Source organism: Bradyrhizobium sp. USDA 4473, assembly GCF_054063335.1.
Window position 1 is genome coordinate 1,171,183 of record NZ_JBSSGE010000001.1, and the last position, 16,454, is coordinate 1,187,636.

Below are 16,454 nucleotides of genomic sequence, written 5' to 3' on the forward strand. Positions count from 1 at the left end.
GCGGAGCGAGCCTCGAAGGATGTACGGCCGGGGGTGGCGCCGCGTGGAGAGAGCCGGGCCGTCGCCCCTTCGAGACGGCCGCTGCGCGGCCTCCTCAGGGTGGCGGGAGAGATAGGACGCGCGGCCTCAGCTCGAGATCCGCGCGTCGGCGACGGCCTTCTTGAACAACGCGTTCATCGCGTCCGCGATGCCCTGGGTCGGGCTGACCTCGAAATAGAAACCCGGCGAGGCGCAGGCCCGCATGTTCTGCGCGATCTGGCTGTTCGGCGACGGGCCGAACGGGCCCTGGTTGAACGGGTCGATCCAGGTCATGTACCAGTTGTTGGTCGGCAGCTGCAGATAGGTGGTGTAGAGCACCGCGATCTTGATGTTGCGCTTCTTGATCACATCACACAGCGCTGGATTGATCGGCGACTGGCAGCGATTGCTGCCGGTGATCGGCTTCAGGCAACTTGAATTGGGTTCGTCGGCCACGCCGTCGGAGACGAAGAACAGATACTTCATCGGCGCCGACGACGTCCCGGCGCCCGGGTTTCCGATCTCGTTGTTGATCTGCGGGAAGATCGTGGTGAACTGGCTGTCCTTGTCCGCGGTATAGGCATCGTTGTTGCCGTAGACGCCCATCAGATCGATGTTGCCGGCCGCCGACTTTGCACTCGACAGGCTCGACGACAGGGTGAACAGGCTGCGCAGGCCGTAGGTCGCCGAGGACGCGCCGAAGTCGTAGATCGCCATGCGGAACTGGCTCGAATAGGTCTGGGTCGTCGCCGCGGTGTCCATCAGTTGCTGGGTTGCGCTGCGCAGCACGTCGATCCGCGTCGTCACGCCAAGCGATTTCGCCAGATTGTAATAGTTGTTGGGGTCGTTGTAGTCGTGGCAGGCGAAGGCGCACTGGTCGTTCGGCTTGAAGCTGTTGCCGGTGGTGGCCTTGACCAGCTTGTCGACGTCCGTCGGCGTAGCGCCGACGCCCATCGACGGCGAATTGTCGAGCAGCAGGTAGAAGTCGATATAGAGCGGCATGGTCGCGGTCGAGGTCGACGAGCCCGACACCGCCATCTTGCTCCGGCCGATCACGCCGAGGAACATGGTCGGGACATCGGCGGTGAATTTGACGGTCGAGGTGATCGTGCCGCCGGTCTTGGTCACCGTCGGCGTCACGCTGGTCAGCGTGAAGCCGTTCTGGTTGAAGATGTTGCCGTTGAAGATCTGCCTCGCATCGGCCTCGCCGGCCGGGATCTCACCGTCCGAAGTCATGGCACCGGCGGCAATGAAGCCGGGCGATTGCTTGGCGACCGACCCGACGCTTGCCGCGTCGGCGGCGGAGATCAGCTTGCTGCGGATCTGGTTGGCGCGGGAATAGTCGACCGCGCATCCGACCGCGATGACGAGCGGCAGCAAAGCCAGGCCGAAGGTCATCGCGATATTGCCGGAGCGATCGCGGCGGAAACGGCTGATGGTCCGAATCAAGGTGCTCATGGGTTATGTCGGCAGAGAATATGATGGACGCATAAAGGGGACGCCTCACCCTGCCGGATGCGAATTAAGGCCGGATTATCTCGAATGCAGAAAGAGCCCACGGGCACAAATCGTTTGGCTGGAGGCGCGCTGCTGGTTAATGAAAGCTTGCAGATGAGAAGGACATTTCCGCCACATGGCTGATATCAAGCTGACCCTCGTCGTCGCCTGCGCGCTGGTCGACGCCGACAAGCGCGTGCTGCTGGCGCAGCGCCCCGCAGGCAAGGCGCTGGCGGGGCTGTGGGAATTCCCCGGCGGCAAGATCGAGCCCGGCGAGCGGCCGGAGCAGACCCTGATCCGCGAGCTGCACGAGGAGATCGGCATCACCGTGAGCGAGCCCTGCCTCGCGCCGCTGACCTTCGCCAGCCATGCCTACGAGACCTTCCATCTGTTGATGCCGCTCTACATCTGCCGCCGCTGGGAAGGCATGGCGGTGGCGCGCGAGGGCCAGAACCTCGCCTGGGTGCGCGCGGGCAGACTGCGCGACTACCCGATGCCGCCGGCGGATATCCCGCTGCTGCCGCATCTGATGGATCTGCTGCTGTGACCTTCTGCCGCTCCCACCCGCCCGGGAGGCGCGTCGCCAAAAACATCGAAAACAACCCCATGCAAAGGAGCCCGGCGCGGCCGGCGCACGACCAAGGGGACTTGACACGTCGGGCAACTCACCGGCACAATTCCATTATTCCGAAATTGTGGAAACGTCCTTCGCCCCCTTGCTCGCGCTGATAAGGGTGGCCGACGGTAAGGGATGCACGGTGGACGGGCTCCCTCCCCCCTTGCGGGGGAGGGAGCCCTGGCACCGTGCGCGCCTAACGCTTCGCCTGCTTCACTGCCGCTTCCAAACTCGCTTTCGCCGAGCCGGGCTTGAGCGGCTTTTGCTGGCTGTCATCCGGTGCCCAGCCGGACAGCCAGACGATGTCGAAGGTGGCGCGGATGCGGCCGTCGGCATCGGCGAAGCGTTCGCCGTAGATCTGCGCCATGCGCAGCATGGTGGTGCGGCGGGTCGAAGCGTGGCGGCGCTCGCGCAGCACATTGGTCGCCCCCATGTGCCTGAGGTCGGCCATCAGTGCGAACGCGTTTGCATAGCGCACCACGACGCGGTCGACATCGGTGACCGGCAGCGCGAAGCCCGCCCGCTGCAACAGCGCGCCGATGTCGCGCAGATCGGCGAACGGCGCGACCCGCGGCGAGACGCCGCCCTCGCACTCCGCCTCCGCCGCGGCAAAGCTCTGCCTGAGCTCGGTCAGCGTATCGCCGCCGAGCATCGCCGCCAGCAGCAGACCGTCCGGCTTCAGCGCGCGGCGGATTTGCGCCAGCACGCCCGGCAGATCGTTGACGAACTGGAAGGCCAGCGCGGAGACCGCGAGATCGAGCGATTCCGGCGGCAGGCCGAGCGCCTCCGCCTCGGTGAAGCCGATCGTATCGATCGCCGCGACACGCCCGCGCAGCGCCGCCGCGAGCCCGTCACCCGGCGTCCAGACATCGGCCGCCGCCGAAAAGCTGCGTGACACCGCCTGCAAGCGGTCCGCCATGTCCTCGGTGGCGCGCTCGAGCAGGAACGTCGCCGCCCCGGCGGCCTGCGCACGTGCCAGCCGCGCGCCTAGAAGCGCGCGATCGAACAGGATGGGGGCTGCGGGCGAGGTCGTTGCCATGCCGCTGGTTACGCCGGACCGCCGTCGCAGGCAATGCGCCTTGAGCCCGCGCGGCGCAAACGCTAGCCTCGCCCGATGGACGCCGAGGCATCCCAGACACGCTCGATTTCCGGTCATTTTCAGCGCGCGCTCGGCGTGGTCTCCGGCGCGTGGCTGCGCACCGCGCGGCTCATGCTCGACATCGCGCTGCCGACGCTGTGCGTGTCCTGCCGCGAGCCGGTTCACGGCGAGGGCGTCTGCGCAGACTGCTGGGCCAAATTGTCGTTCATCGCGCCGCCGTTCTGCCCGCGGCTCGGGATTCCCTTTGTCTACGATCCAGGGCCCGAGCTGCTGTCGATGGAGGCGATCGCCAATCCGCCGGCCTACCAGCGCGCCCGCGCCGCGGTGCGCTATGACGACGTCGCGCGCACGCTGGTGCATGCATTAAAATACCAGGACCGCACCGATCTGGCGCCGACAATGGGTCGTTGGATGGCCCGGGCGGGGAAGGAATTGCTAGACGGCGCCGACATGCTGGTTCCGGTTCCGCTGCACTGGCGGCGCGGCTGGAGCCGCCTATGCAAAAACGCAAGTTAGGCCCATTTTTATTGGGTTTCTGAGCGGCACAGTTGATATTTTTCCATAATTCGCCCGGCCGCGTCGGGCCTTGCCGAGCAGCGCGGACCTCTGGACGAAAATCCGGTTTGGGTGTAAAAGCCGCGCCAGTTTGACCGGTACGCCTTGGGAAAAGCTCCGTGTTTTTGGGGCCTCTTGACCGAACCTCCTCCGGAGGCAGCGCGAGCAACGCCGGGTCAACGCCTCCCCAGACGCCGCAACCCTCGGCGGGGGACCCAAGGCACGCAGCTACGCAAGGCATGGGCAACTCCGGACCGGAGCTTGCTAAGCCATGTCTGACATTGTGCCCATTGCCCTCTCGATCAACCAAGCCTGCAAATACCTCGGCGTCGGCGAAACTACGCTTCGCACTGTGCTTGATGCTGGGCGGCTTCCCTTCTCCCGCCTCCCCGCTGCCAACCCGAAAGGCCGTGGCCGCATCCTGATCAAGATCGCCGACCTTGACGCGCTCCTCAACGCAACCCGCGTTGATGTGAAGAGGAAGGCCGACCGATGACAATCGAGATCGACACGCATCGGAGCGAGGAAGCCGCCGAGCTTGCACGATACGTGGAAGCCGTCGCCGGCCCCAATGATCTCTACGCCGCCTCGATCTATTGGCGTTGGGTGTGCGAGCTTCCGCCGCGCATCCGGCCCATCGGGCTCGCGCTCGTTTGGGCCGCTGAATGCTTGCGGTCGGATGTAGGTCGCACGCGTCATTGATGGCTTCGTGATCGCGGGAAGCCTTATTTCATAGGCTTTCTGCGGTCTCATGTCCGGGCGCTTAGGCTTCGTTTGTTGCCGGTTGTGGTTCAGCACGGCCGCGCGTACCCTTACGAAATCCTACCTGCGGTCAATTCGCGGGTCTGGATGTTCAGCCTTCCGCGATACGCCGCATGGCCGGCACTCCCCCACGTGATGTCCGGGAGAATTCCGTGAAGGCTCCTCATTCAACCATCGCCCGAGGTCCAGCGCCCATGTCAGCGCCTCCGAAATATCCGCGCGTGTATCTCGCGCTCAGTCCAACCCAGACCGCAACGGCGCTCGGGCTGCACACTGACGTTGTGTATGCGGCGATCAGGAATGGCGAACTCGGGCCGCTGTATCAGCACGGCAGCAAAAATCGCCTGCTCGCGTCGGACGTGGAGGCATGGGTCAGAGGCTGGAAAACCGCAAAGAGGAGCGTCCGCAATGAACGCTAACGACATGTCCATTATCGCGCTGAATGCAGGCGTGAAGAAGTCGGCGCTCGCCGATATCGCCACGCAATTCTCGGACGATGGCGGCGCATCCCTCGCCGAATGGCTGGAGAGTAAGCGCGCCGAGAAAGCGCATTGGTTCGAACCGCCGGCCGGCAATGGCGATGACGCTGCGCTCTATTCGCTGTCCGCGCAGAGTGATCTCGTGAAGTCCCTCGGGCTCCAAGAGGCGGAGGCGCACATGATCCGCCTCGGCGCGAAGCTCGGCAGCGTGAAGCCGCGCCCCGCCGAAGAGATCGACGAGAAGGGTGCGAACAATCCTTGGTCAACGCGCTATCGCGGCAAGGATGCCGAGAGGAGGCGGATCGAGATCATTCGAACGCTCGGAAGTGCGAAGGCCGCAGCGCTGGCGAGGGCCGCCGGGACCGATCTCGCCGGCCGGCTGCTCGCGAAGCGATAACAACAACGAGAAGGGAAAACCCATGCGTGACACCATCAAACTTCCGTCCGGGATGCATCTGCGCAACGGACAATTGCACGTCCCCGCCGCAGTCGTCGGGGAGAAATCCCACAACGCTGGCCCGATCAATCCGCGTCTCGGCGGGAAGCCCAAGCTCCTCCCGCCTGAAATTCCCGCAGTGATTGGCCATCGCTCGCGCACGAAGGCGCACCGCAGCGGCGTCAGCCATCCGCTCGACGATGAGCCGTTGCAGCAGAAGAACATTTTCCGTGAGGGAGCCGCACCGAAAACTCATCCCGGCATGGTCAGCCGCTCGCAACATCTGCGCGGCAAGCCCGGCGATGCGCAGGCTGAGCTTGAACGCGCGTCATCGCTCGGCAAGAGCGGCCAGCCGCTCAACGATATCGCGCGCCGGTCACTCTGAGGAGCGACGAGGGAGACAGACATGCGACGTAACGGCACGATTGACTTTTGGCGCGGACCGCAAGGTTTCGGCTTCATCCAGACGTTTAGCGGCAGCCGCGTGTTTCTGCATGCGAAGCAATTGCCCGAACGACTTCGCGCGTTGAATTTTTCAGCGAACTACGGCCTGAACGGTGTGCGTGTCTCGTTCGATGTGAAGGCTGATGGTTCCGGCCGAGAGCGCGCCTTCAATATCGAAGTGCTCGAAATTCCGTCATCACTGATCGGAGACGCGCAATGAACCTGTCTCGGCATCAGGGCGTTGTCGTCGCCGCGCATTTCCCGAGCGATATGAGCAGGGGCTATGGCTTTATCGAGCCAGCCGGAAAGCTTGCCGGAACGCGTGACGTGTTTTTCAACAGCCAATCGGTTCGCGACCATTCAAACCCGCCAATGCAAATCGGTCGCGGCGACCTCGTCGAATTCATCTACTCGCACACGCCGCGCAGACCCGACGAGCCCGCAGCATCCGCAGTCTACTTCAAACAAAAAGCAACAAAAGGAGAAGGCAATGACCGATCAGAATAACGCGCCACGCACCACGAATGATGTTTACGTTGCGAGCCGAGAAACGGCGAACACCAGTCTCGGCAACAATGGCTTTCAGGGCGCATCGTCGGACCTTCCCGGCGATCACACGGTTATGAACCGCGATTATGGCATGCCGGCCGATCCCAGCGCAGCGCCGGGCAACTGGCAGACGAGGCCCGTGAATTCTGAGGCGTTGCCGACTGCGGTAGGCCATCACAATCCCAATTCGAGCCCGGTCCGCGTCGCGCCGAAGTTGGATCGCCAGCCGTCACAGCCGGCGCGCGGCGGGAATTATCAGCGCTGAGTTTTGCAGGGCGTGGTCTCCGCGCCTGTCGATGCTTCCCGGCATCGAACGCCAGTCATCTTTTAGCATGGGAATGGCTGGCGTGCAGAGTTTGGCCCGGTGAGACTTTCGCGGCCGGGCCGATAGCGCGCCGCGTCTTCTGCCGCTCATCAGAGGGCGCGGCGCGTATCAATCGAAAGGATCAAAATATGCTCCAGATTTTCAACGCCCGAGGGGAATTCGATTTCTCCGCTGTCACCGAGGAAGCCATCGCTGCACTGTCTGCGTCGCAGCAACAGGTCCTTTCCGTTTTGATCGATGCGCACGGCCGGCGCGAAGAGGCAGCCGCCGCACATGCGCTCGCGCAGAAGGCCGCACGGGCGGCGATGGAGAATGTGGCGATCAAGCACGCCAAGTATTTGGAGGTCGCGCGCCCGCAGAGCTTTATGGAAGCTCGCGAGCAAGCGCTCGCTGCATACAACGGCCGTCCGCTGGAGCCAGCAGCGAAAAAGAGCCACCCCAAGCAGGCCATCGCCGGCCCGAAGAAGGATTGGGAAGCCGCCGAGGCAAATCTCGGCGAGAAGCGGATCGCGGAGAGCCGGGCAAAATCTGCTTTCGTCGTCGCCGAACGCGCGCTGTCGGAAGCGACGATTACGTGGGTTGCTTGCAATCCTGCGCCCGATGCGACCTCGGTCGCCAAGGATCATCTCGCGAAGCATGACGCGATCAAGATGGACCGCGTCGCGGCCGGCCTACCGGCGGTTGAAAAGCCCCTGCCCGTGCAGCCGGCTTCGCCGCTGGATGCGCAAGCTATGGCGCGCGGTCGCAGTGGCACGCGCGTGCCGCTGTTCTCCAGCACGGTGCGCCGGAGTGTGTGATGCATCCGAAGATCATCGCCGACCGTGTCAGCCGATACGATGGCTCGCGCATCGCGCGTGAGCACAATCAGCACCTAGACGAAAAACTCCGCTCACTTGATGGCTTGAAGAGCTTCGCGCGGCCGGAGCCCGTGAAGGTCCCGCGCAGGAAGCCGGGCGCTTTCCATCTCGGGCCGCGCAAATTGCAGGAATGATCATGCCGACGAATAATCCCCCTCCGATCCCGACGCCGGCCACACGGAAAGCAAAACCCGAAACGCTCCTCGCTCTTGTGGAGATGATCGCTAGCGGCGTGTTCTCCGTCTCCAAACAGGCGGAGGCATTGCACGTGCATCCCGGCACCATTCAACGATGGTTAGTGCGCAGCAACTCGCGCCCTGATGATCCGGATTTTCTTGTCTCTCCGTGGGGCGAACCGATGTCCCTAGCGAAGGCGTGCGTGATCGCCCGCAAGCTGGGATATCAGCTTATGCGCGCGAGGGCGGAAGAGTATGCGACGTTCGGTAGGATGCGGAAAACTATCTTCCAAGGCCAGAACGTTCCGGCGCTCGATCCCGCTGCGTATCCGCTCGACCGCGAGACTAGAATTCTCTGCGGCTTTCATCCCGACGCGCTCATGTTGGACGGTGAAGGCCGCGTCATCTGGAACGAAGAGTGGGAACCGCCGAGCGTAGCGATCCTGGAGCGGTTTTTCGTGACGCAGAAGGATTTGACGCCGACCTCAAAGCAGCAAATCCAGATCAATGGTCAAGTGGCCGTTGGCGTCGGCGTGATGGGGCGAGGTCGATACGATGGACCCGCGCCAGAAATTCCGCCGGAGCCGGTTGAGCATGCGTTGCCCGAGGTCGAAGTCATCCCGGCGCTTGCGCCTCCGATGCACGCGCCGTCGATCACCGCCGAAGACCTCGACGCCCTGTTAGGCCCAGAGCCCGAGCCGGCCGCGATCGCTGCGGCGATGACCGAAACCATTGCTCCCGAGCCCGAGCCGCAGACGGCGCCGACCGCTGCACCAGAACAGCCGGCTGCGATCTCTCCCGCTCCGCCAGCGCCGCCGGCAATGGCTTCCGAGCCCGATCCAGACGGCGTGCTCAACGGTCCATCGAAACCGGTAACGAGCGAACTGCAACGGTCGCTGCTTGCGAAGCTCGAAGAGGCGCGGGCAAGAGCGAGGACTGAGCAGGCATCATGACGGACAGCGAAACAGTCGATTGGCTCGATTTGCGCGACGGTACCGACGCGAGCGAGCGCATGCCCGGTTTGGTCGTCGGCGGGATCGCACGAGAGCATCAGCTTTTCGCGATGGAAGATGCAATAGGGCCGCCCGGGTATGGTGCACATGAAATCCTGTTTACGGACGCAGACGGCACCCTCGAAGAGGGCGAAGGTCTGAAATGGCAGGCCATTATGGGATGGAGCCGGGAGCCGACAGCGTCCGAAGTTGAAGCGTTCATCTACAGCCGCCGCTCGCGTCTCCTCGCTCAGCATCATGCCAACATCCGCGCGGCGATCCTGCGCGACGATGCTGCCGAGGCCGCCGCGAAAACCGCCGCGCTGGCGCGTAGCCGCCGGCCGCCTGTTCGTTGATTGGACAATGCCGCTGCCATTTGCGCAGCGGGCTGAACAGCCTCTCTACGGGCTCCGTAGGGCCGGCGAGACTGATTCAATTTGGGACAGCACGCGTATACGTCAGATTTGCTCTAGGCCTAAAACAATGTCGCGCGCACTCCACGAGTTTAATGGCAACGGACTGGCCTAGATCAGCGTTTCTTTTGTGACCCCGAGCCCGATCCCCGCATGCGCGGTCCAGCGGCTCCCCCGTCCTTCCCAGAACGTCGAAAGGCTGCCCTCGACCAAAGGGCAGCCTTCCGGAAAATAGCGGCATCGCGGCGCTACCAACGCCCGACGCCATAACCAACCGAAACGACCGGCTGATGTCCCTAGCTAACGCACAACTCCCAGCGGTTTCAACTTCCGCAACAGCCTTCGCCGAAAAATCTTCGAGCGAGGTGCTTTCGCGTGCCTTCGTCGCATTCATTCTCGCGCGCCGCGTGAACGACACGCCGCGCGGCCGTGCGCGTGGCCGTCTCGTTGATCGTATCCGGACGCTGCATCACGCGAAAGCACTTCCGTCAATCACACGTTGGGCCGATCTCTATCGGCTTATCCGGCATAACGCCTCGCACGAGGACGTAACGGCTGCGCGGTTGCTCTGGCAGGAATTCAAAGCATCACGCGAGCCCGAAACTTTCACAATCACCAAGGCGCGTTTCCCCCTCGCCGCAGAAGAGAGGGAGCCCGTTCCATGGCCCAGACCAACGAAGTGACAGCATGCGGCGATAAACTCGACGCGATGGACCGGCGACGCGCTGAGATCGAGGCGACGCGGCCGAAACCACACCCGGGCCTATGGGACTGTCGCCACGATGTGCGGACCGTCTACGCCGCTCACGAGATCGCCCAAGCCTGTTACCGTGGCGTCTCTCGCGCGCAATGGCTTCACGAGCAAGACGAACTGGAGCCGCGCAGCGTCTCGCTGCAACAGCTTTGGCGGCTATGGCGTAACGTGCTCGCGGCTCGGCAGGCTCTCGCCGATCTCGACGACAACGCGAGCAGCCGACAGCGGATCGATGCACATACCACGCGTGATGCCGCCGAAGGCCTCTATGATCTCCGCTTGCGCGCGTTCGAAAGGCAGCCGCCGCGATCATGGGAAGAGCGCGCTTGCCGACGATTGAGGGTGCTGGCCCCGCGCCGGCCGGAGCCGACGCCAGCGAGCAAGATACAGAACCGACGCCGCCGGAAATTCGGCCAACATCCTGCGTTCGACAAGCCTTACGGAGGGCCGCAGTCATGACGAACCTAAGAGTGGTCGCCGAAAATCGCGACCTCGCCGATCTCCTCGGTCCCGAGCCCATGATGACGGTGGACGAGATGCGCAAGCGCGATCCGTTCGAGCCGTGGACGTATGCGGACTATCAGCGCATTCCGGCCACGCCGTGGCTGATCGGCGATGACAATCGGCCCGTGCTGATCGCGCGCGGCCTGTGGGTCACGTTCGGGCTCTACAAGTCCGCGAAGACATATCTGAGCCTCGAACAGGCGTTCTGCATCGCCGCTGGCGTGCCGTTCAATGGCTTGCCGACGATGCAAGGCCGCGTCGCCTATTGCTGCGCCGAGGGCGATCCGAAGCGCATCCTCGCTCGTGTGGTTGCGCTCTGCGAGAAGCATAAGAAAGACCCGGGCGAAGTTCTGTCGCCGGATCGGTTCAACCTCATCATGTCGCCGGTGAACCTGATCCAACCCGATGGCAGGATCGGGATGGATACGCTGTTGAAGAAGCTGGATGACGGTCGTGGACCCTATCAAGCCATCTGGCTGGACACATGGGCTAAGATGCTCGCGGCGTTCGGAGGCAACGACAGCGACGCGGAGAGCGTGATGCCGGCGATCATGGGATGCGACCGTATTCGTGCGGCGCTCGGCTGCTCGGTTATCATCGTTGCCCATGTCGGCGTCAGCGAGAAGGCGCAGGACCGTCCCAAGGGCCTCAGCGACCTCCCGGGAGCCGTGGACGGCGGTACGAAGTGCGTCAAGGACGGAGAGGGCCGCAACGCGCTATTCACGTTCTCCGCCGTGATCCAGCGCTACGCCTCCGACGATTACGAATTCACTGCTCGCATGGAAGGCAAGCAACCGGAGAACTCGACGCTGAAATTCCTGAACCGCACCGAGCGAGCCCGGGCGACACTCGATCCGGCTCAAGCGCGTATGCTGGAGATCGCCCGCGAACTCGGCGAAGGCTGCTCGGTCGATGAGTGGCGCGACGCCGTGATCAGGGCCAAGCTCTGGACGGTCAAGAAAGGCGCTCGCAAGGGAGAGCAGCCGGCCAACCCCCGACAGAAGTGGACCGATGAACTGGACAAGCTTGTCAGGGCCGGGTGGATTGAGATCGTCGGCACCATGGTCGAATTGAACGACGAGCCGGGCGCACCAATGGCGGCCGATGAGCCGGGAGCCCGGGAGGAATTTGCAGAGCCTGCGTCCGACGACGGGGAGTGATTTTCCTAAACCATCGCCATCCGTCCGCTGGGGCATGTCGTTGTCGTAACCCTACTACGTAGGGGTTACGGACAAACGGACAGCAGCCCGAAGGCGTTCGGACGATTTGGACGATCCGGACAATGGCTGATAAACCTTTGATTTTCAGCGTGTTATGATGGTGGCCCGTTATTCGGACGATCCGGACAATGCGGACAGGGGATGGACTGTCCGAACCGGCGATCCGGACAGTTTGAGGCCAGAATTTAGGTCTATAGGCGCCTGATAGGCCCAAAAGCAGTCCTACCTATCTGCGTCAGGGCCGTTAACCTTAATATTTTGCATTTTATGCGTCTGGAACCTCATTTTCGTTCATCCCGATGCCTATTTTTGATGCTTTGTTACGTTATTTGACCAAAGCACGCATCTTTCTTGCGCCAGAGCCGGTTAACCTCAAGAATTTAGGTTAATTGGACCGCCTCCCGGCCTCGCGCGGGATCGGCGGCATTTTAGCTATTCGGATTTCCAGCACACCCCTGCTCGACCCACAACCCGCGCGAGCGCAAACGCTTCGTTAATGCGCTGGGCACATGGCTTGTGCCGCTCTGGGAGAGCTATGCATTCGGCCTCTTTATGTCGTGGCACGCGTTATGCGCTCCCCCAAAAAGATTCCATAACGGGGATTACGCGCATCGAATTCTCGCCTTGGCACAGCGCTCTCTCCAAGCGCCACGCAATCATGGTTAGCGCCGGGTAAACGAGATCGAACAGCGGCCGGCGGAGGGGCGAGTATGGGACCGGCTGGCCCAGATGAGATACGGGGTAGGAACCGGCTGCGGCTGGAAATCGGCAATCGCGATGTGCCCTAGCTCGTTTTCACTTTCTCCCGAAATTGTTCAAAACTTAGAAAAATAAAAGCCCGGAGGATTTGGAAAACCTCCCCCGGCTGTATGCTCCCCGCTTTCGCAACCAATCATTGCAAGGCATCACATGAGCAGGGCGGAGCCGAGCGGCATCTCGTTGACTGAAACAGAGGCCGCAATTGCGAAGGGTATGCTGTTGAGAGGCGACTGACAGCACGATATCGCGGCATGGTTCGGCGTGAACGGCGGGCGCATCGCCGACATCTCGACAGGAAAGAAGTTCGCCAAGGTGGCAGCAGAGCCGGCCGACAAACTCCCGCCGCCGGGTCCGTATCTCTCTGGTCGCGACGCACACGCTGCAATGATCGCGCTCGAAGCGGCGGCCGAAACCATCCACGCAGCGCTGTCGCTGATCCGCGAACGAGCGAACTCAGCCCGTCTTGGTCGAGGCGGAGGTTGAAGAGCCCGTTCCTGTTGGGCCAAGCCTTTGGTCAGGTACGTACGCTCCGGCGCTCGGCAATGTTGCTGGACCGCGCACGAGCGCACCGGTTATCGTGTCCGGTATCGACGCCGAGCGGATGATCGCGCCACCGGTTACACCTGTGACTGTCGAAGTGCTCGTCAGCACGTGGCCGATAACAGATGCTGGCGGGTTCTTCGCGCCGACAGGCCCGAAGAGAATGCCGCAACAAACGAGGCAAGTCGTCAGCCCCTTCGCCAGTCCACATCTGCACATGGTCAAGGTCTCCAGTTCCGCCCATGATAGCACAGATGGAAGGGCAGATGGTTGAGACTTCCTAAAGGCCGCCGACTAAGCTTTCATGGGTAAATGGCTTCGAAGCATCACCCCACACCCCTGTCAGGCGGCGACCGCAAGGCGCTGGGGAAGGAATTGCGCAAGGCGCGGGCGGTGACCATCATGCTCGCGGAGCGCTCGGCCGAGAAACGCGCACAGGGGGAGACGCTGATCCGTGAGGCGGACAGCCTCCTATGCCAATCGTGGAATGAGCGCATGTGGAGCGATGGCGGCCCCGCCGATCCAAGCCCCACGATTGATCAGGCTATCAATGGCGGCTTACCATGGTTGGAGATAGCATGCAGCCGCTGCAAGGCGCGGCGTGATGTCGATCTCGCAGCGCTGCGCCGGGTCAGCACGACGTGTGTGCACGATCTTGCGAGCCGGTTTGTGTGCTCGAAGTGCCGAGCTGCCGGGAAGCGTCCGCCGGCTACGCTGTTGCAGCTATGGACGCGGCCGCAGCACACGACATGACGACGACCGAACCAACGATCGCGGAACACAAGAAGGGCCTGAAGAGAGGGCGCGCCTTTGTGTCGTGGCGTCGGCTCCGCTCGATCGGCAATTCCCGCGCCGCGAAGCTGACAGTTCTAATCCCTCTGGTCGGCTACCTGATCCTGCTCAATGACGACATCGTCAAACATTTGGAGTTATCGCAGGAAGTGTTTGGTGCGGCAGCTAGCGAGACGCTGACCAAGCTGCTCGCCGTGTATGTCGGTCTAGTGCTAGTCGCAATTGCTTCCGTGATCTTCGCCGCATGCTGTCCGCTCGAAGTGAAACGTTACGCATCGGCGCAAGAGTATGTCGCTGGCGACGAACCATTCATGAGCCAACGCGCGTTTGGTGTCTTGCAGAGCCGGCTTCGGGTCGGCGATCGGATCGCTCGCGAAGATCACGCCAACTACACTGCTCACTTTAACAGCAGGCCAACGCCGTCAGCGCCGGAAGACATCCGACGAAGAAATGCGCAACACAACCGCATCGAGATGAACCTGTACTATGAAATGCTGGACCGGTCGCGTTGGTTGGCTCGATGGGCGGCGGCCGTTCTCTACGCGGCAGGACTCGGCTTCCTGCTCGTGCCCTCCGCGTCGGTGTTCTGGCACGTAATGAAGGTGCTGGGCCATCGCCTCGGTGTTCTCTGATGAGATGCCCGCTGTGCGAAGACTGCGGTTGGGTGTGCGAGAACCATGCCTCGCGACCTTGGCGGGGCGAGCATGCGTGCACATGCGGCGGAGCCGGCGCTCCCTGTCCGATGTGCAATCGCCCGGCGGATGACGAAGCGCCGCGCCTGCCTGATGGCTTCAAGACGCAGTTCGATAAGAAGGGCTGGCGACATTAGCGACGAAAAGCGCCCCCTTTGGAAACGACCGTTTGAGGAGCCAATCATCCTCCCGGACGGCCGCGCGCTCGTGACGCTGCTCGACGCCGCAAATTATGTGACGGCGCTTCCGAGGAAGGAGGCCGAGAGCGCTGAATGGCAGGCCGCGATTGCGGCGCTGATCCTCGTGGCGGACAGCCGAACAGGCCCGACGATGTTGGCGCGCATCGGCGTCATGAAGGCGCTGGCGGCCCGTTCCGCTTAGCCACTTGCGCGATTTGACACATCACGGAGCCTACGGCAGGTTGTACCTTTAAACGACTTATACGCTGATTGCGATTTTGGCTCTCTTATATTCGGGGCATCACCCATGAATTTGCTGGAGCAACTGGACGAAGTTTTCCGCGAAACCATTGATGAGAACGACGTTCAAATCAAAAAGCGGAAGTTCGACGAGTTCGTAAACAGAATGGAGGCTCAGGTAGCTCGCCTACCCCAAGAGGATCAGCGAGGGGCGATGGAGCCAGTCATGCAACAGATGGCGCTCTACGCTGGTTTGATGCAACACGACAAAGAAGACCTGAGGGTCAGGTTAGGTTTGCGCGGTCCATCGGCCGCCATCAATCGGTTAGGACAAGTCGCCGCTGAAAGCGCTTTGCCCAAGATGGACCTTCTGCCGCAAGTGGATCAGTTGTGGCGCGAAGTGCTCGGACGTGACAGGAGCTTCGTCAACGCGAGGCTCATTGAGTTTAACAAGAGCGTGCAAGATCAGGTTTCGCATCTGCCTAAAGCCGAACAAGATAGGCTGCTTACTCTGGTCTACATGAAGAACGAAGAGTACGCTCAAGAAGCGCTGCGGGACCGGGCTGGGCTGATGGCTAGAATGGGTGTGTCCCCGTCCTCCGCTTCCCCCTCCGTCTCCACCAATCGGTTGGCTCAAGTCGCGACTGAAACGGTCGTCCGCGCAACGATATGGGAAAGCGTCATAGCGCTGTTCAGAGCCTTTCGATGAGCGCGTGCCAAGCGCTCGCGCCGTTCTCAACCCGCTGGCGGCGGCTTTAGTTTTGCGGGCCGAGTTCCCTGTTGATAAGCCCTCGCACGGTGCGACCGAAGAGTGTAATTTGCTGAACATGAAGCAGCATGAATATTTTGATTTGCTCGACATGGTCAGTGCGCCAAAGAATTGGGCTTTTGTCGCTGAGGCCTACACACGTGGTCTTCCGAACGGAATTTTCAGCCGCGAGCAGGTTGGTTCAATAAAAGCGCTTCGATCCGCTTCGATCTTGGACGAACAGCACAAGCTTGACGGCAAATGGCGTGAAGCTATCGACCAAGTCGCGACCGGAAGCGCGGTCTACGACCTGACGAACTATCAGAAAAAGCGGATTGTCGATTGCTGGTTTTGGTCTGTATTTCGAACTTAGGCGCGCTTCGTCCCCCGAGCAGATAACGTTTCCCAGCGAAGTAATCATTAGGAATGAGAATGCGGCGGGTCACGATATTGGCCTCACTACTATGCATGCTGAGCGCAGTGCACGGCCAAGAGGATGCTGCGCAAAAGGCGCGCGTCGCGCTGTCATACATCGATTGCGACGGCGACATCACGATTAGAAACGGCCGGATAGGTCTCATGCTCGCCGGCCGCTTCGTCGCCGATACGATCTTGGGCGCGACCTACGTTGGCACCGTCTACGTTTGGGGTGGTGAAGATAAACGCTACCGACTGTTGTTCGCCGATGACCTCTCGAAGGTGACCATGGAGGCCACCAATGGCCACGGGTCAGTCTTCGCGGCATGTCATCGCATCAAAGACTAGACACGCGACGCTTTCTCCACTGAGCCCGGTAAACACTCTCGAC

Annotated in this window: 24 protein-coding genes and 1 pseudogene; 23 read left to right on the forward strand and 2 right to left on the reverse strand. The window is 62.0% G+C overall.

The genetic code is table 11. The annotated features are described in order from the left end of the window. Positions 1-126: 126 nt before the first annotated feature. Complete coding sequence (locus ACVW17_RS05430; RefSeq protein WP_456796828.1) at positions 127-1,476, reverse strand: TadE/TadG family type IV pilus assembly protein; 1,350 nt, start codon at positions 1,474-1,476, stop codon at positions 127-129. Positions 1,477-1,651: 175 nt separating this feature from the next. Between ACVW17_RS05430 and ACVW17_RS05435 the strand changes: the two genes are divergently transcribed. Next, positions 1,652-2,062: a (deoxy)nucleoside triphosphate pyrophosphohydrolase gene (locus tag ACVW17_RS05435; protein WP_456750986.1), complete on the forward strand. Its 411-nt coding sequence runs from the start codon at positions 1,652-1,654 to the stop codon at positions 2,060-2,062. 265 nt (positions 2,063-2,327) lie between these two features. Here ACVW17_RS05435 and ACVW17_RS05440 read toward each other — a convergent pair whose 3' ends face one another. Continuing rightward, on the reverse strand, positions 2,328-3,170 hold the full coding sequence (locus ACVW17_RS05440; RefSeq protein WP_456796829.1) for a methyltransferase domain-containing protein: 843 nt from the start codon (positions 3,168-3,170) through the stop codon (positions 2,328-2,330). A 75-nt stretch (positions 3,171-3,245) separates the two neighbouring features. Here ACVW17_RS05440 and ACVW17_RS05445 point away from each other — a divergent pair. The 22 genes and pseudogenes from ACVW17_RS05445 to ACVW17_RS05550 all read left to right on the forward strand — a co-directional run. Continuing rightward, positions 3,246-3,725: pseudogene (locus tag ACVW17_RS05445) on the forward strand (ComF family protein); the annotation flags it as partial. Positions 3,726-4,056: 331 nt separating this feature from the next. Continuing rightward, positions 4,057-4,281, forward strand: a complete 225-nt coding sequence (locus tag ACVW17_RS05450) for a helix-turn-helix domain-containing protein (RefSeq protein ID WP_456796830.1) — start codon at positions 4,057-4,059, stop codon at positions 4,279-4,281. Beyond that, a complete protein-coding gene (locus ACVW17_RS05455) occupies positions 4,278-4,487 on the forward strand; it encodes a hypothetical protein (RefSeq protein WP_456796831.1) in 210 nt (69 codons plus the stop codon). The genes ACVW17_RS05450 and ACVW17_RS05455 overlap by 4 nt, the downstream gene beginning before the upstream one ends. Positions 4,488-4,660: 173 nt before the next feature. After that, complete coding sequence (locus ACVW17_RS05460) at positions 4,661-4,966, forward strand: helix-turn-helix domain-containing protein (RefSeq protein WP_456796832.1); 306 nt, start codon at positions 4,661-4,663, stop codon at positions 4,964-4,966. After that, positions 4,848-5,423, forward strand: a complete 576-nt coding sequence (locus ACVW17_RS05465) for a hypothetical protein (protein WP_456799031.1) — start codon at positions 4,848-4,850, stop codon at positions 5,421-5,423. The genes ACVW17_RS05460 and ACVW17_RS05465 overlap by 119 nt, the downstream gene beginning before the upstream one ends. A gap of 22 nt (positions 5,424-5,445) precedes the next feature. Further along, positions 5,446-5,847, forward strand: coding sequence for a hypothetical protein (locus ACVW17_RS05470; protein WP_456796833.1), 402 nt, complete (start codon positions 5,446-5,448; stop codon positions 5,845-5,847). Between the two features lie 21 nt (positions 5,848-5,868). Beyond that, complete coding sequence (locus ACVW17_RS05475; RefSeq protein ID WP_456796834.1) at positions 5,869-6,126, forward strand: cold-shock protein; 258 nt, start codon at positions 5,869-5,871, stop codon at positions 6,124-6,126. Next, positions 6,123-6,413, forward strand: a complete 291-nt coding sequence (locus ACVW17_RS05480; RefSeq protein ID WP_456796835.1) for a hypothetical protein — start codon at positions 6,123-6,125, stop codon at positions 6,411-6,413. Before ACVW17_RS05475 ends, ACVW17_RS05480 begins: the two co-directional genes overlap by 4 nt. Then, a complete protein-coding gene (locus ACVW17_RS05485) occupies positions 6,397-6,720 on the forward strand; it encodes a hypothetical protein (RefSeq protein WP_456796836.1) in 324 nt (107 codons plus the stop codon). Before ACVW17_RS05480 ends, ACVW17_RS05485 begins: the two co-directional genes overlap by 17 nt. Before the next feature lie 188 nt (positions 6,721-6,908). Continuing rightward, the gene (locus ACVW17_RS05490) at positions 6,909-7,577 is read left to right on the forward strand and encodes a hypothetical protein (protein WP_456796837.1); all 669 of its coding nucleotides are present in this window, start codon (positions 6,909-6,911) and stop codon (positions 7,575-7,577) included. After that, entirely contained in the window at positions 7,577-7,771 is a 195-nt protein-coding gene (locus ACVW17_RS05495; RefSeq protein ID WP_456796838.1) for a hypothetical protein, read from the forward strand. Before ACVW17_RS05490 ends, ACVW17_RS05495 begins: the two co-directional genes overlap by 1 nt. Then, positions 7,768-8,766 (forward strand): hypothetical protein, encoded by a 999-nt coding sequence (locus ACVW17_RS05500; protein WP_456796839.1) that lies wholly within the window; start codon positions 7,768-7,770, stop codon positions 8,764-8,766. The genes ACVW17_RS05495 and ACVW17_RS05500 overlap by 4 nt, the downstream gene beginning before the upstream one ends. Beyond that, complete coding sequence (locus ACVW17_RS05505) at positions 8,763-9,161, forward strand: hypothetical protein (protein WP_456796840.1); 399 nt, start codon at positions 8,763-8,765, stop codon at positions 9,159-9,161. Before ACVW17_RS05500 ends, ACVW17_RS05505 begins: the two co-directional genes overlap by 4 nt. Before the next feature lie 718 nt (positions 9,162-9,879). Further along, positions 9,880-10,431 (forward strand): hypothetical protein, encoded by a 552-nt coding sequence (locus ACVW17_RS05510; RefSeq protein WP_456796841.1) that lies wholly within the window; start codon positions 9,880-9,882, stop codon positions 10,429-10,431. Further along, positions 10,428-11,636, forward strand: coding sequence for an AAA family ATPase (locus ACVW17_RS05515; RefSeq protein WP_456796842.1), 1,209 nt, complete (start codon positions 10,428-10,430; stop codon positions 11,634-11,636). Before ACVW17_RS05510 ends, ACVW17_RS05515 begins: the two co-directional genes overlap by 4 nt. A gap of 1,080 nt (positions 11,637-12,716) precedes the next feature. After that, the gene (locus ACVW17_RS05520) at positions 12,717-12,938 is read left to right on the forward strand and encodes a hypothetical protein (RefSeq protein WP_456796843.1); all 222 of its coding nucleotides are present in this window, start codon (positions 12,717-12,719) and stop codon (positions 12,936-12,938) included. Positions 12,939-13,307: 369 nt separating this feature from the next. Further along, complete coding sequence (locus ACVW17_RS05525) at positions 13,308-13,748, forward strand: hypothetical protein (RefSeq protein WP_456796844.1); 441 nt, start codon at positions 13,308-13,310, stop codon at positions 13,746-13,748. Further along, positions 13,745-14,419, forward strand: a complete 675-nt coding sequence (locus ACVW17_RS05530; RefSeq protein WP_456796845.1) for a hypothetical protein — start codon at positions 13,745-13,747, stop codon at positions 14,417-14,419. Before ACVW17_RS05525 ends, ACVW17_RS05530 begins: the two co-directional genes overlap by 4 nt. 129 nt (positions 14,420-14,548) lie before the next feature. After that, on the forward strand, positions 14,549-14,860 hold the full coding sequence (locus tag ACVW17_RS05535; protein ID WP_456796846.1) for a hypothetical protein: 312 nt from the start codon (positions 14,549-14,551) through the stop codon (positions 14,858-14,860). Positions 14,861-14,965: 105 nt separating this feature from the next. After that, positions 14,966-15,607: a hypothetical protein gene (locus ACVW17_RS05540; protein ID WP_456796847.1), complete on the forward strand. Its 642-nt coding sequence runs from the start codon at positions 14,966-14,968 to the stop codon at positions 15,605-15,607. Positions 15,608-15,611: 4 nt separating this feature from the next. Beyond that, positions 15,612-16,019: a hypothetical protein gene (locus tag ACVW17_RS05545; RefSeq protein ID WP_456796848.1), complete on the forward strand. Its 408-nt coding sequence runs from the start codon at positions 15,612-15,614 to the stop codon at positions 16,017-16,019. A 59-nt stretch (positions 16,020-16,078) separates the two neighbouring features. Continuing rightward, complete coding sequence (locus ACVW17_RS05550; RefSeq protein ID WP_456796849.1) at positions 16,079-16,411, forward strand: hypothetical protein; 333 nt, start codon at positions 16,079-16,081, stop codon at positions 16,409-16,411. Positions 16,412-16,454 lie beyond the last annotated feature (43 nt).

Bases quoted from the DNA above. Each gene is read 5' to 3' on its own strand.
- ACVW17_RS05430 (WP_456796828.1), bottom strand. From the start codon at position 1,476: ATGAGCACCTTGATTCGGACCATCAGCCGTTTCCGCCGCGATCGCTCC.
- ACVW17_RS05435 (WP_456750986.1), top strand. From the start codon at position 1,652: ATGGCTGATATCAAGCTGACCCTCGTCGTCGCCTGCGCGCTGGTCGAC.
- ACVW17_RS05440 (WP_456796829.1), bottom strand. From the start codon at position 3,170: ATGGCAACGACCTCGCCCGCAGCCCCCATCCTGTTCGATCGCGCGCTT.
- ACVW17_RS05450 (WP_456796830.1), top strand. From the start codon at position 4,057: ATGTCTGACATTGTGCCCATTGCCCTCTCGATCAACCAAGCCTGCAAA.
- ACVW17_RS05455 (WP_456796831.1), top strand. From the start codon at position 4,278: ATGACAATCGAGATCGACACGCATCGGAGCGAGGAAGCCGCCGAGCTT.
- ACVW17_RS05460 (WP_456796832.1), top strand. From the start codon at position 4,661: ATGGCCGGCACTCCCCCACGTGATGTCCGGGAGAATTCCGTGAAGGCT.
- ACVW17_RS05465 (WP_456799031.1), top strand. From the start codon at position 4,848: ATGGCGAACTCGGGCCGCTGTATCAGCACGGCAGCAAAAATCGCCTGC.
- ACVW17_RS05470 (WP_456796833.1), top strand. From the start codon at position 5,446: ATGCGTGACACCATCAAACTTCCGTCCGGGATGCATCTGCGCAACGGA.
- ACVW17_RS05475 (WP_456796834.1), top strand. From the start codon at position 5,869: ATGCGACGTAACGGCACGATTGACTTTTGGCGCGGACCGCAAGGTTTC.
- ACVW17_RS05480 (WP_456796835.1), top strand. From the start codon at position 6,123: ATGAACCTGTCTCGGCATCAGGGCGTTGTCGTCGCCGCGCATTTCCCG.
- ACVW17_RS05485 (WP_456796836.1), top strand. From the start codon at position 6,397: ATGACCGATCAGAATAACGCGCCACGCACCACGAATGATGTTTACGTT.
- ACVW17_RS05490 (WP_456796837.1), top strand. From the start codon at position 6,909: ATGCTCCAGATTTTCAACGCCCGAGGGGAATTCGATTTCTCCGCTGTC.
- ACVW17_RS05495 (WP_456796838.1), top strand. From the start codon at position 7,577: ATGCATCCGAAGATCATCGCCGACCGTGTCAGCCGATACGATGGCTCG.
- ACVW17_RS05500 (WP_456796839.1), top strand. From the start codon at position 7,768: ATGATCATGCCGACGAATAATCCCCCTCCGATCCCGACGCCGGCCACA.
- ACVW17_RS05505 (WP_456796840.1), top strand. From the start codon at position 8,763: ATGACGGACAGCGAAACAGTCGATTGGCTCGATTTGCGCGACGGTACC.
- ACVW17_RS05510 (WP_456796841.1), top strand. From the start codon at position 9,880: ATGGCCCAGACCAACGAAGTGACAGCATGCGGCGATAAACTCGACGCG.
- ACVW17_RS05515 (WP_456796842.1), top strand. From the start codon at position 10,428: ATGACGAACCTAAGAGTGGTCGCCGAAAATCGCGACCTCGCCGATCTC.
- ACVW17_RS05525 (WP_456796844.1), top strand. From the start codon at position 13,308: ATGGCTTCGAAGCATCACCCCACACCCCTGTCAGGCGGCGACCGCAAG.
- ACVW17_RS05530 (WP_456796845.1), top strand. From the start codon at position 13,745: ATGACGACGACCGAACCAACGATCGCGGAACACAAGAAGGGCCTGAAG.
- ACVW17_RS05535 (WP_456796846.1), top strand. From the start codon at position 14,549: ATGACGAAGCGCCGCGCCTGCCTGATGGCTTCAAGACGCAGTTCGATA.
- ACVW17_RS05540 (WP_456796847.1), top strand. From the start codon at position 14,966: ATGAATTTGCTGGAGCAACTGGACGAAGTTTTCCGCGAAACCATTGAT.
- ACVW17_RS05550 (WP_456796849.1), top strand. From the start codon at position 16,079: ATGCGGCGGGTCACGATATTGGCCTCACTACTATGCATGCTGAGCGCA.